Origin of the sequence: Bacillus sp. SD088 (assembly GCF_017355205.1) — a bacterium.
Taxonomy (GTDB): Bacteria; Bacillota; Bacilli; order Bacillales; family Bacillaceae_C; genus Lederbergia.
Map to the genome: position 1 here is coordinate 47,503 of NZ_JADIJK010000015.1, position 14,012 is coordinate 61,514.

At 38.8% G+C, this 14,012-nt stretch carries 11 protein-coding genes; 9 read left to right on the forward strand and 2 right to left on the reverse strand.

What is annotated here, in order from left to right:
* Nucleotides 1–145 precede the first annotated feature (145 nt).
* The 3 genes from IPU53_RS14150 (at nt 146) to IPU53_RS14160 (ending at nt 2,966) form a co-directional block, all read left to right on the forward strand.
* Nucleotides 146–667 (forward strand): hypothetical protein, encoded by a 522-nt coding sequence (locus IPU53_RS14150; RefSeq protein ID WP_207451673.1) that lies wholly within the window; start codon nt 146–148, stop codon nt 665–667.
* A gap of 65 nt (nt 668–732) precedes the next feature.
* Complete coding sequence (locus tag IPU53_RS14155) at nt 733–1,782, forward strand: hypothetical protein (RefSeq protein ID WP_207451674.1); 1,050 nt, start codon at nt 733–735, stop codon at nt 1,780–1,782.
* A gap of 830 nt (nt 1,783–2,612) precedes the next feature.
* Nucleotides 2,613–2,966 (forward strand): hypothetical protein, encoded by a 354-nt coding sequence (locus tag IPU53_RS14160; protein ID WP_207451675.1) that lies wholly within the window; start codon nt 2,613–2,615, stop codon nt 2,964–2,966.
* Nucleotides 2,967–3,733: 767 nt separating this feature from the next.
* Here the strand turns inward: IPU53_RS14160 and IPU53_RS14165 are convergent.
* Nucleotides 3,734–6,046, reverse strand: a complete 2,313-nt coding sequence (locus IPU53_RS14165; protein WP_207451676.1) for a helix-turn-helix domain-containing protein — start codon at nt 6,044–6,046, stop codon at nt 3,734–3,736.
* 250 nt (nt 6,047–6,296) lie between these two features.
* Here IPU53_RS14165 and IPU53_RS14170 point away from each other — a divergent pair, with 250 nt between their 5' ends.
* The 6 genes from IPU53_RS14170 (at nt 6,297) to IPU53_RS14195 (ending at nt 12,357) form a co-directional block, all read left to right on the forward strand.
* Nucleotides 6,297–7,289, forward strand: a complete 993-nt coding sequence (locus IPU53_RS14170) for an ABC transporter permease (RefSeq protein WP_207451677.1) — start codon at nt 6,297–6,299, stop codon at nt 7,287–7,289.
* Nucleotides 7,290–7,366: 77 nt separating this feature from the next.
* Nucleotides 7,367–8,239: a carbohydrate ABC transporter permease gene (locus tag IPU53_RS14175; protein ID WP_207451678.1), complete on the forward strand. Its 873-nt coding sequence runs from the start codon at nt 7,367–7,369 to the stop codon at nt 8,237–8,239.
* 71 nt (nt 8,240–8,310) lie between these two features.
* A complete protein-coding gene (locus tag IPU53_RS14180) occupies nt 8,311–9,831 on the forward strand; it encodes an extracellular solute-binding protein (RefSeq protein WP_207451679.1) in 1,521 nt (506 codons plus the stop codon).
* Nucleotides 9,832–9,862: 31 nt separating this feature from the next.
* Complete coding sequence (locus tag IPU53_RS14185) at nt 9,863–10,813, forward strand: MTP-1 family protein (protein WP_207451680.1); 951 nt, start codon at nt 9,863–9,865, stop codon at nt 10,811–10,813.
* A gap of 340 nt (nt 10,814–11,153) precedes the next feature.
* The gene (locus IPU53_RS14190) at nt 11,154–11,921 is read left to right on the forward strand and encodes a Cof-type HAD-IIB family hydrolase (protein ID WP_207451681.1); all 768 of its coding nucleotides are present in this window, start codon (nt 11,154–11,156) and stop codon (nt 11,919–11,921) included.
* Nucleotides 11,922–12,057: 136 nt separating this feature from the next.
* Nucleotides 12,058–12,357: a transposase gene (locus IPU53_RS14195; RefSeq protein WP_313886499.1), complete on the forward strand. Its 300-nt coding sequence runs from the start codon at nt 12,058–12,060 to the stop codon at nt 12,355–12,357.
* A gap of 124 nt (nt 12,358–12,481) precedes the next feature.
* Here IPU53_RS14195 and IPU53_RS14200 read toward each other — a convergent pair whose 3' ends face one another.
* Nucleotides 12,482–13,864 carry an MATE family efflux transporter gene (locus IPU53_RS14200; protein WP_207451683.1) on the reverse strand — a complete coding sequence of 461 codons (1,383 nt, stop codon included), beginning with the start codon at nt 13,862–13,864 and terminating at the stop codon, nt 12,482–12,484.
* Nucleotides 13,865–14,012: the final 148 nt, after the last annotated feature.

Sequence of the window (14,012 nt, forward strand, 5' to 3'; positions counted from 1 at the left end):
ACTAAAAAGTGAAATGAATGCTAAGAAAACAATTGCCTTTCAAAAGACCCCTTTCTCCATCCTTTTAGGGAGGAAGGGATAAACATACAATTTAAACATCACTGTATATGTTTTAAAAAAATGAATTCAAGGAGGAATAATATTTATGAAGAAGAAAACCGCACATTTATGTTTTGCCGTGACTCTATTTACTTCGACCTTTTTAGTAGGGGGTAATGTTTTTGCTCAGACAGGTGAACAATTAACAGATGAATACGAAATAAATTGGGAAGAAGTCTGGGAAAATACAGAAAATCTAAATGCTTCTATTGACTTCGGATCTGTTAGTGATCCTAATGGGATCACTACATTCGCTAAATGGGGTGAGCTTGCGGAAGGCAAGACAGCAGTATCCACTCGCAGCGGTGGTGTTTTTAGTAAAGGAACAACAAAAGGGAAAATTATATCTACTGTTGTATCTGCTACTACAAGTATTAAAAATAGACGTTTAGCAACAGGGAATAATGGTCCGAAAAAAACTGCTATTGGAAAATTCACAGCTACATCTGAGGCCTCTGTTAACCTAGCTGGAGGAGGAGTAAGCCCTTACCAGGGTGTTACGATTCATACTGCAACAGACTCGGGCGTTTTATATGAATCACGAACCGCAGCAATGAATGTTTATTAAGAAATGAACTTAGGTAGTGCTGTGATATATATTACAGCACTACCTGTTTAAGAGGAGAATTCTAAATGAAAGTTTATAAATTTTTTATTCTACTTCTGCTATTATTTCTTATAGGTTGTTCTACAACAAACACCGATGAAACATATAGTGAAATAGATTTACTTCAGCCAACAGCCGATAATGAAAGTGTCTTAATTTCTGATAAACTCACTTTGTTAGAACAATCTAGCGAAGTTGTTACAGCCACTGTTCCTTTTACACAAGTAAAAGCTTTTGTTCCAAATGAAGAATATAAGCAATTTGAAAAAGTACAAGGTGAAGACTTTCTTTATTTGAAGTTGCCTAAAAATAAATCTTTTATTTCTGGACGGTTAATCTATGAGAATAATACAGAAGAAGAAATGATTATACAATCGTTATTTCTACAAGGAGATAAGTCTGTTAACATCAAACTATCGAAATCTAAAAATTGGGGTCAATCAATTAAGTATAATGTTCCACCACATTCATCTGTTTCCATTGATATTGATATTAAATGGGATATTAATGGTATGCAAGAACTTACCTTTTTCCCTATTGACCAGACTAGCGACAGTGACCGATATAATGGGGGAAATTTAAGCACTTATCGTTATTTTGTTCAAAGCAAAAATATTTCAGTGGATAATGATTTACTAAAGCGTCAATCCTTTACTATAAAGGAATTATCTGATGAACAAAACTTTGTACCTATCCTCTCGTGGATAGACAAAAATAAACAGGAACCTAGATTAAGTGTTGAGAATGATACTTTAGTGACAGAAGAGGAAATTAAAGGCATAAAGTTAGAAAAAGTTCCATACGATACTAAGGTCGATCTATTATTAGTTGATGAACTTGGAAATAGTTCTTTATTAGTTAAAAATTTAACTATTCTTAAAAATGAAGAAACCTTTTTTGATATAGAACCAAATCAGATAAAAGAGATAAATAAAAGTAAAAATAAGCAATTCGTTCTTGTATTTAATAATCGGGAAGAAGAAATGCTTGCCGATTTAAAAGCTCTAGATTTAAATAAGAAGCCTTTTTTTACGAGCTATCAAGGGGTTCTTGAATTTTATAGAACCGCGGATTAACTTTTAATTGGAGTTGTGTATATGACGTTTTCTCGGTGGTCATTTTTCCAAGTTGTTACTTTACTGTTTTTAATTGCATCAATGTTTTGGGCGGACATATTTAAAAGATATATATCAGTCCCTATATCATCAAATCAAGTATTGATTTTTAAACCTGTATATATGACAATTTTATTTATTATATTTACCATTGGTTGTTTTTATTTAATCACTGTATTTCAATATAAAAAAAATCAAGATATTTTAACACACCCTATTTGGAATAGAATGCATATAATTTCTTTTTTTGTTTTTGTTATTTCCAGTTTTATAATTATTACTTTAATTGTTATTAGTCCTTTAGAAGAATGGATACAAAAATGGCGCTGGACTTTATATGTAATTATTGATTATTTCTTATTTTTAATATATTGGTTTGTTCTTTCAATAATTAATAAGTTTGCTTCAGATATTACAACTATAAAGAAGCTTCATGTGACTTTTTTATCGACAATTCTTGTACTTCTGCTTATTATCTTTTTCCTTCCTTCAATTTAGAGTTACAAAACGATTAATCCACCCCATCTCTTTGGTAAGGCCATGGTCTTCAAAACCTTTATCCTCGGTTCGAATCCGAGTATCACCTTTTAAGTATTTTCTTAAAGGAGTGAAAAAGTGGAGCATCTACTTCCCTGTTTTTGTAAAGTCAGAGAATTACAATCAGTTTGTGAAAAAATATTGGTAAATGAAGAATTAGCAAAGGCAGATAAAGAATTTATATTAGAACTTATCCAATGTGCTGCAAGCTCATCGGAGAAAATAAAGAGATATTGCGAGCAACGGACTAGAAATTGAAGGTGAAGATCTATTATGGACAAGTAAGCAACAATAATGATCCGAGTGAAATGCTTGTTTACGAATTTAATGAGAAGGACAAAATTATAACCAGTCAGGTTGATGTAGATCAAATTGATACAATGTTTAACCAATCTGATATGGATTTACCTAATAATCAAAATTTCAAAACAGAAACAGATATCAGCAATTTAAGTGGGCCTGAAGATAGTATAACGCCTAGCTGTTGGTGGCTTGGTGATGGTTGCTTACCGGGTGGGTCTCAACATTGCGGTGGAAAATGCAGATACGGAAAACAACATGGCTGTAATCAGGAGCACCAATTAATTCAACAGATACTTGTTGTGTAGCTCATGACAGATGCTGGGATAATTTTGGCGCTAAAGATCCTTGCTGGGATAAAATTTTAGTGGACTGCGTTAAGAATCATTCAATTGTGGATGCTATAGGAATTAGAACATATTTTGGTCCGAATGCTAAAAAATGTTAGAAATTATGTGTAAATAATCAAATGTAAAAAGTAAAACCTAAGAATGTTGCTACATTAATATTCTTAGGTTTTACTTTTTGAATATCTTGTGCGACTATTTTTCTGGAATATTATCCCCAATCACTTTCAATCGAACCATTCTGTATATTTTTCCAACTGTTTCTTTGAGTGTATCATTAATATCAAGATAAATATCTTTATAGGCAAACAACATGCAGATACTCATATATTGTAAACGGATGCTACATTTTTTAAGTAAACGGAAGATAATTCGCAGAACTCCAAATTTTTTTGAAGATAATACAAGTAATTTATTTATATCCTGTAATTTTCGATTATATCTTATACCTTCTCTTCATCAAAGTTTTTTATGTAGTAGGTTTTCTTCATTTACGGTAAAAAGTAGATTTATAAAATTTAAGAAGATCACTTTTGGGTAATCTTTCAATTGAACTCGACATTCATTGTCATAAGATGTATGGGATTTTATTGTAATAAATTCTAATAATGAATTCAGAAAGGTCCTCCATCTATTTACAGATTTCTTGTGAGTTAAATAATTGTTGTATTTATCAATGTTTTTCTGGTATCTACTTTGTCAAAGTATCACTTCCCATGACCTTACCCCTATTCTATTTTTCTGATGGAAGTGTGCTGCTCACGGTAAGTGGCGGGGGACATTCCATACTTTTTCTTGAACAGGGTGGAAAAGTACGTAATATTATGCATTCCAACCGATTCACTAATCTTGGAGGCTGTCTCATTTGTAGTAAGCAAGAGTTCCCGGGCAACCTCAAGCCGAGTATGGTTAAGATACTCACTAAAAGACTGCTGTGTGGCTTCTTTGAATAGCTTGCCAAGATATCTTGGTGAGAGATCTGCAATGTTGGAAACAAACTTTAGAGACAGATTCGGCTCTGCATAATGTTCTTGGATATAGCTTTTTACTTTCTCAATGACGCTATTATGTTTTTGCACATTGATCCAATGGTTTCTCTCTTCTATCAGGGAACATATATTTGAACAGTAGTCACTGACAATTAATTCAATGTCCTCCATCCTCTCCGCAGCTTCAATATCCATAATTGCATCAAGATAATCATTAAAGTTCGTATCCGGCAAAGATTGCAGATAATCAAAATGCTTTAGCAGCGAGAGTAACAGTTGGATGCTATACGTAATCACCTGGTTGTAGGAACCTGAAGAGAGCACCACAGTAAATTGCTCAATTCTTTCCCGTATCACTTCAGGTTTCCCAGATTGAATCGCCTCAATTAACTTTTTCTCACAATCAGTCGGATAGCTCAAGGATGTCATGAGATGGGGACGTGTTGTCGAGACATCTAGGATTGATTCATTTCCATATATGAGTCGATATTTCACAAACTGTTGAGCGGAACTATAAGAATGTTGGATGTTTTTCTTACCACACACTATTTCTCCAACTCCGATTGAGGTTGTCAACTTAAAATAGTGCCTCAGGAAACTTTGTACGTCTCGCAGAGCGGTTTTTAATTCCTCTGGGTGTTCATTTCTTTCATATTGGCTGACCACCACCACCTCATTTTCGCCTGTAATTAAGAGATCACAGGTTCCAAATTTCCCCAATAACTCGTTCGCAATGTTTCCGAGAGCAAAGCGCAAAAGGGACTGTTGGTCCGTGCTAACCCATTCTTTTACTTTTTCCAAATCATCAAGCTTGAACAACATGACGCAAAAATACGGACCAGATATCTGTTTATCTATATCTCGAATCATTTCTTCCGGGGCGGCTATATCTTGAGTATACCCCTTCAGAATCGTTTGAAGATAATGCTTCCGAATCGTCCTTGAAGATCGATTAATGACAAATTTCATTGTTTTTTCATTCTCCTCTAGTGTTGTAAAAACCTCCGATAAAATCTGGTATTCATCAATGACAGAGGATTTCAGTGAAGAAGGAGAACTTAATTTAATTTTTTCAAAAAGAGATGATAAAGGCTTATACATGTTTTGGGTTAAAAAGACAGAGAACAATAGGCCGACAAGCACAATAGCTGCAGTCACCATTAGAGTAAAGATTCGTAGTTCATGAATATTAGAAATTAGATTTTCATAGGGGATAACGCTTACAAAATACCAATCCATTTCCACTGACTTCACGTATGTAACAAGGTGCTTCTCCTCATTAATCGGCATAGTAAAGCTATGTTTAGGTTTCTCATCATTGAGGATTCGCTGAACATAGTCCTCTTGGGACAAATCCTTTAGAAAAAGGTTTGAATCTGTATGGGACAGAACTTTTCCTTCCTTGTTCATCACGAACACATTGTTGGCCGAATCCGCTTTACTAATTTTTCGAATCGTGTTCAGAATAGACTGCTCCTCCACATTGATGTAAATAAGTGGATTATCGGATAAAAGTGGCGAATAGTTCGGATAGAGTAAAAACGTCAAAAATTGAAACGGACGATTGTTATTAATATTTTTGATAGACAGTGTACGCGGATAAAACTCCATATATTGTTCGGCGCTGATCGTATACAAGGATGGATCAAACGGTAATCCAGAAGTATCTACATTTGTATCAGTAGAAGGACGGTATATCCCTATGCTATGAATATTCGGATATGCGCTCTTGATCTGTGATAGTTGCCGAAAGACATGATAATTCCTCGTCTTATCCTCCCTATTGTCATTTAGGAAGGAGATCACTTTCGGTTCGTTGATTAGGGCATTACCGATCGTCATGACTTGATTATAGACATCGTCCGATGCGTAACTAATTTGTGACAACATCGCCTTAGAATTGCGATCAATCTCTTTGATGGCGCTGTTGGAAAATAAATAGAAGAGAATCCCCGATAGCATGCTGACAGTGATGAAAATAAGTAAAAAATATGAAATTGTGAGTTTTTGGAACGCTTTGTAGCGGGGAAATCGTCCTAGAGTAACTCGCATGAAGATTCCTCCATTGCCCTTGGGATAACAATTTAAACTATATAGCAAAAATGATAAAAAAAGTACCGCTTTATTCAAAATTGAAAGTCATGTACCTTTTTTGAAAGGTTTTCGTCACATTGTGAAAGCCTTTCTGCATTTTTGAAATTGACTAAGAAAGGGCCTCCACCCTACGATGGAAGAAGTAAGAACGCTGTGAAAGAGAGTGAAAGAATCACAGACTTCAAAATATGAAAGGGGTTGAACAATAATGAAACTCACAACACAAACTGAAGAAACAATATCAACTAAGGAGAGATTTGAAAAGGAAAAAAAGAAGCCGCGCAGGCGAAAAGGACTTATATTTGATATTCAAAAAAACGGTACTTCTTACCTATTAGTCCTACCGGCCATGATATACACTTTTATTTTTGGATATATGACATATCCGTATATGTTGATCGCCTTTCAACGATTTGATTATACAAAAGGAATCTTCCATAGCGAATGGGTCGGCTTTAAAAATTTCGAGTTTTTCTTTCGTTCCAATAAAGCCTTCACGGTTACCTTTAATACGATCTTCCTGAACATCTTGTTCATTACCTTTGGTACCCTGATGGCAATCATCATCGCATTAGTGTTGAACGAACTGCGAAAGAAACTGTTCGTCAAAATCAGCCAATCCGTTATGCTGTTCCCTAATTTTATCTCTTGGATCATTATTAGCTATGTGGTCTACGCGTTCTTTTCTATGGATATGGGCATTGTGAACCAACTGTTAAATATGTTGGGGATACCCTCCATCAACTGGTTTACTGAACCGAATGTCTGGCCATGGATCCTGACCCTTATGCATGTCTGGAAAGGAGCAGGAATGAGTGCCGTCATTTACCTAGCTACCATTACCGGAATTGATGAAACCTTGTACGAGGCAGCCCAGATTGATGGGGCAAATCGATGGCAGATGTGCAAGAAAATTACCATTCCCTTGATGATGCCGACGGTTGTGATTTTAACTCTCCTTTCCATCGGTAAGATCATGTACGGTGATTTTGGAATGATCTACGCTTTGATTGGGGATAACGGAACCCTCTATCAGACGACGGACATCATCGACACCTACGTGTTCCGTTCCTTGCGCCAGATCGGTAATCCTTCCGAGGCCATGGCAGTCGGTCTATTTCAATCCGTGGTCGGCTTTATTCTTGTCTTTGGCACCAACACCATTACGAGAAAATATTTCAAGGATGGGGCTCTCTATTAACACCATTTGCTTTTGGCAGCATGCCACATATGGAAGCATAGTTATGTGCTTAAAAATGTATATAAGGAGGCGTAGAAATGAGAAGAGGTTCTATCAGTAAAGCAATCATGTATATTGGCATTACCTTTTATTCGGCGATGTGTCTATTTCCGATGATACTGGTGCTGATGATCTCCATTACAGATGAAGACTCGATTCTGAAGAACGGCTATAGCCTGTTTCCTAAAAAGTTATCTCTGTATGCATACGAGGTCATTTTTACCGGCGGGTCCCAAGTTATACAAAGTTACATGGTTTCGATCTTCATTACCGTTGTTGGCACCCTTCTTGCCGTCCTAATCACAGGCATGGCGGGTTATACTTTGGCTAATAAAAACGTGAAATTCCGCAATACACTAGCACTCTATTTTTTTATTACAATGATTTTCTCAGCTGGGATTGTTCCTTGGTATCTAATGAACCGATCCCTTGGGCTTACAGACAATCTTCTGGCGCTGATTAGTCCCTCGCTTCTGTTCAGTCCGTTTAATCTCTTTCTTGTACGCAACTTCATGAATGGGGTACCGGATTCATTAAGAGAATCAGCAACCATCGACGGGGCAAATGACATAACAATTGCTTTTCGCATCTATCTTCCGCTTTGCAAGCCCGTCCTAGCCACAATTGCGCTTTTTTACGGACTAGAGTACTGGAACAACTGGTGGAATGCTATCATGCTAATCGATAACAAGGATTTGTATCCGCTTCAATTTATGCTATTACAATTGAAATCCGAGATTAGTATGATCAATGAGATGACTATGCTAGGTGGAGCAGATGATGTCACATTGCCATCTGAATCAGTCAAGATGGCCACTGCCATCGTCACAATCGGACCCATTATTTTCCTTTACCCATTTTTACAGAAATATTTTGTAAAGGGACTTGTCATTGGATCGGTTAAAAGCTGATATAATCCTTCGGGATTTATATACAAAAAGTTTAGGGAGGTCAATTTTATATGAAAAAGAATATTACATGAATGTTTATGATTTTGCTTATCATTACATCCCTCATTGGTTGTAGTAGCAACAACTCCAATAGCTCAACAAACGCTACGACTGATAAGGGAGTAGAGGCAGATGGGGAAATCGTAAAAATTAAATACGTCGTACCTGGTACCGAACAAAAGGATTATGCAGAAGTTTTCCAAAAAGTTAATGAAAAGCTAGCTGCAGACGGCGTGGGCGTCGAGGTGGAAAAAGTCTATATCCCGAGTGATGCCTGGGACCAGAAACTAAATCTAATGCTATCAACCGGCGAAGAATTCGATCTGTTCCATATCATGCAGGATCGCACACCATTCTCTAGCTACTACAACCGTGGCGCTCTGGCTGATATCAGTGATGCGATTGAGAAATACGGAGAAAATTTAAAAAAACATATTCCAGATGACATTTTTGATGGGGCCAAAATCGATGATAAATACTATGCTGTTCCCTCCTACTGGGTGGAAATGGCAAGTGAGGGTGAATTTAACATTCGTCGGGACATTCTTCGGCAGAACAATCTTAAGGAACCAACTACTCCTGATGAATTGATTAGTGCTTGGGAGACGGTGATGGATAATTGGAAAGGCGCCAATAAACCATATTTTGGAACAAGTGCAGATTTCGACCCAGTCAGCATCCATACGACAATTCTGCATCGCACATACGATTCATTTCCGTTTACTGTTAGGGATAAATTTTTCTACGTAAATCAAAATGGAGAAGTTAAATCCTGGATTGAGACAGAGGAATTTAAAAAGGATGCCGAATTCATGCGAAAGTTATACACAAAAGGTCTCACAAATCCTGATATACTGGTTATGAAGAAAGAACAGGTTTCAGCACAACTTGACAATGGGGACTGGTTTGTCAATCTAGGTACGGGTGGCAGCCTCAAGTCGCTCAAAAAGAATAATCCTGATGCAACAGTGGACGACATTGGAGTTGTTTGGTTCAATCCTGATAAAGAATATCTGCGACCACTTACATTTAAAAACGGCAATGCCGTTCCAACAAACAGTAAGCATCCAGAGGAAGCAGTTAAATTTATGGATTGGATGCTTGCGAGTCAAGAAAACTACGATCTTGTTCAGTATGGCATCGAAGGCAAGCATTACAACAAAGACGGGGACAAAGGCATACAAGCCATCAATGACCCTGACAATAATGATAGTCCAGGTTATAAAGGCTCCGAATCCCAGAATGGCAACGTGAACTTTATGCGTTTCGATTTGGAAAACAGCATTCCTGAAAATAACCAAGTGTTGTTTGAAGCAAATCCGGATGCCGTCAACAGCGTCGCCGCAAACTTTGCCTTTGATCCTACTGATGTTAGAACCGAATACACAAACATTATCTCAGAGGCATCTGCCAGCATCACACCTATCTATATGGGTGTACAGGAATACGACAAAGCGTTCCCAGCAGCTCTTGATAAAATGAAGAAGGCTGGTCTCGACAAGGTTGTCGCTGAATATCAACGCCAATTCGAAGAATACCAAGCTAAAAATTGAATCGAAAAAAAAGAGAGTTGGAGGGAATAAAATGTCCTTACTTGAAAAAAGAATCCACTTTGAAGAAGTGAAAAAAGTTTATGATAGTGCCACCCTGACCTTTCGCGGGGTAGAGGGGTTTGACGTCTACAACATCTCCATCCCATTTTCAAGAAATGGTAAGCGCTATCTGTTCGGACGAGTCGAGCGGCGCGAGGAATGGGCGCGTTCTTGGGTCCGCCTCTTTGAAGAAAGCGGACAGGATGAATGGACTCTAGTGCCGGATAGTATGATTTATACACTTGAGGACCCTTATATCAGTTTGATTGGTGACGAACTTGTTATGGGCGGCACCCATGTTCAATATGAAGCTGGACGTGTGAATACCTACTTCGGATATTTCCACCGCGGGACCGACCTTAATAATTTGTATTATTTTACAACCGGTCCAAATAAAATGAAGGATATTCGCTTAGTTGAATTGACAGATGGAAAAATTGGCGTGTTTTCTCGACCACGCGGAGAGAAAACGCGCGGGAAATATGGTAGTGAATCCATGATTGGCTTTACGGTAATCGACAACTTGGATCAGCTTACAGCTGATGTCATTGAACATGCCCCATACATCGATGGAATCTTCGGAGAAGGTGAATGGGGCGGGGTCAACCAGGCTTACCTGCTAGATAGTGGAAAAATCGGCATCATTGGACATATTTGTTACCGAGATACAGATGCTCAAGGTGAAGAAGTGAAGGTCTATCTTAATATGTCTTTCATCTTCGACCCTGAGACACGCGAAGCCACTGATGTTCATCTAATTGGCAGCCGTCCATGCTACCCTCCAGGGCCTGCAAAAATGCCATCTCTAATAGATTGTGTATTTACTTCGGGTATTGTAATGCGGCCGGATGGCAAAGCAGATCTATACAGTGGTGTGGGCGACTGCCAAGCGGGACGTATCACAATCGATTATCCGTTTGAAGGTCATGGACAAATTGTATAGACTGATAATTAATATGGGGATAAAGTGAAACTTCAATCAGTGGGTTTTCCACTGATTGTTAGTTGAATCAATCGGGCTGTTACTTCAAAAAGGCGGAAGCGCCTGTCCAACGACTTACGCATTAAAAAAATAAGGCTGGCGCTACATCCAGCAAGCCTGAAATACAAGAAGCACGATGTGAATCAATGTTGACTTACCCAAGCAGAAATCGTAAATTTGTTAGGCGCTGGAGCTAGTTTAAGGCAGTTTATCCCCCATCCATATTCTCTAACGCTTTTAAGATAGAGATACTACTGTCATTAGTATGGGATAAACATTAACATGAAAGGAGAAGTGGATATTGGCAAAGTATAAGTTACTCGCTCTAGATATGGATGGAACAGTTTTAAATCGCAACCATGAAATATCTGAGGAGACTTTTAAATGGATACATCGAGCAATACAGAGTGGAATTGTAGTTATGTTCGCAACAGGACGGGAAGTCCAGAGTATCAATCCTTATGTAGAACAGCTTGGTCTGGAATCTCCTCTTGTCTCCGTCAATGGAAGTGAGGTGTGGTCAGCTCCCGGATCACTTTTGGTTCGTCATACCCTTAAGGATGACTGGATTAAGGAATTACAAGTGCTCGCAGAGGAGAAGGAATGTAGATATTGGGCATATACTGTGAATCATGTATATACTTCAATGGATTGGACGGATCAGCTGGAACGACCCGAGGGAGATCCATGGCTCAAATTCGGAATTCATTGCGATGATCCCATCTGTCTGCAGGAAATGCACGAAATACTGGACGCAACGGGCCGATATGAATTGACCAATTCTAGCCCGCGTAATATCGAAATCAATCCGCACGGAATCAACAAGGCCAGTGGGATTCGGGAGATCTGTCAGCTCCTTGACATTCAAATGGACGAGGTGGTCGCCTGTGGAGACAGCTTGAATGATCTGGAAATGATTCGTGCCGCCGGTCTAGGTATCGCGATGGGCAATGCCCAAAAAGCAGTTAAAATAGCTGCTAATGCCGTTACAGCATCAAATGAGGAAAACGGAGTTGCACAGCTCATTCAAACGTATCTCGTAAAAGAATTGCCCAATTCTAAAAAATAGACGAGGCTTTCCAGAAAGTCAGGGAAATCTGAGCTTTTCTGTGACAGCCCTTCTTCTAGGCATGTAAAAGTTGGTGTGCGGTTTTCGGTTGCTTTCCGTTCCGGGGTACCATGTCGCCCCGGAACGGAACCGGTAGATCCATCGGAATCCTGTATATGAAGAAGTGAAAAAGAAGGCAAGAAAAGCCCTTGAAGATAAAACCTTGAAACAGGTCTACTCCAAGAGGAAGATCGAGGTGGAGACAGTTTTTGGAAATCTCAAGGGCAATTTGACGTTCCATCGATTCCTACTCCGGGGCCTCAAGAAGGTTCACGTGGAGTTCGGCCCACAACTTCCTGAAAGTGGCGGGCCTTCTGCGAAGGCTGCCACAAGACAGCCCGAAAAAAGGAGAAGGAGGAGAAAGACGTGCCGTTTTTCTTCTCCTCCTTCATTTTAGGGACTTATTGTACAGGCCCAGCTATTGCACTAACATAAGACCCATGTTCTTATTTTTCTAACTAGATATGGTAAGATTCATATCTCATCAATCCTTTATACGAATCCTGCTAACTGCTTTTCTTTTAAATCGGTGCCGGTTTCTCTGTCACCTCTGGTTCTACAAGAGAATGTCGTTCCCAGGCTCGGCTGCGCCAACGGAAGAAGAAGATGAAAGCTCGTGTCCATTCATCTGCTGCAATGGCTAACCAAATGCCCGCAATACCCATATTTAAATGAAATACAAGGAAGTAACCGAGTGGCAAGCTCATCAGGACCATCGAAAAAGAGCCAATAAAGAGTGGATATTTCGCATCCCCTGAAGCACGTAAAGAGTTCACGAGTACGATATTCATCGAACGTCCTGTTTCCAGAATGATACTTAGCAATAATACAGATGCGCCTATCTCAATAATCTCGGGATTATCGGTAAATACACCCATTAAAGATTTCCGGAAGATCATCACCACTAACACCATTCCAAACGTAATGCCTGCCGACCACTTTACACTATTCAACACTCGTGTGTAAGCCAGACCCTTTTCATTAGCTCCGACTAGTCGACCGACAATAATAGAGGTACCCATCCCGATCGCAATCGCAAATAAATAGGTGAACATCGAAATATTCATCGCATACTGTCGGGCTGCTAATGACTCCGCGCCAAGAAATGTCGCATAGTAAAGAAACATGAGCTGACATCCCTGGTACATCACTTGTTCGAAGGCAGATGGGACACCAATTTTTAAAATTTTCATAACGTATTCTTTTGACAGTGTCATGTAATAGCGTATTTTAATCCGCACATCCAAAGCTTGGTATAAAAGCCAAAAGAAAACAAGGAGCGCAAGAAAACGACTGACAACTGAGGAGATGGCCGCTCCTTGTACACCCAATTCAGGAAAGCCAAATTTCCCGAAAATCAGTACATAGTTACCGGCAATATGAATAATATTCATCCCTAATGATACAAGCATCGCTTGCTTCGTCCAGCCATGGACACGAACAATCGCTGCTAACGAATTAATGATTGCTTGTAGGAAAATGGCTCCTCCTACAATACCTAAATAATGGGTGGCATAATAAAGCACATCCCCCTGCAAATTCATCGCTGTCATCATATGATTAGAAAATATGAGAAAACCGATGCTAATCGCAATTCCTACTAACAAATTAAGCGTAACTGCCAATGCAGAAATTTTTGCTGCTTCTTTATATCTTTTCGAACCGAGATATTGAGATACGACAATAGCCGCTCCATTCCCGACGACTTCTAAGATTAAAATGGCGATTTGCAAATACTGATTCGCTGCCCCTACACCAGAGACGGCATCATCTGATAATGAACTCAGCATTAATGTATCTGCGATCCCCATAAACATAAATAAAAAGACCTCTAAAAAAATGGGCCAAGTAAGATGCAATAAATGAAGTTGTTTCTCGTTCGTATGTGTTCTCTCCATTGTCATCAGCCCTCCTTCTTCATAATCAAACCAAGAGGTATCTTACCACCAAAAGAGGTTGTTGACTAGAGGGAAATTTATTCTTTTTTTCGTAGTGCTTTGCGGTTCTCCATTTTTGTCGAGATTTCTTATGAGAAACTTCACTGTTTTTTGA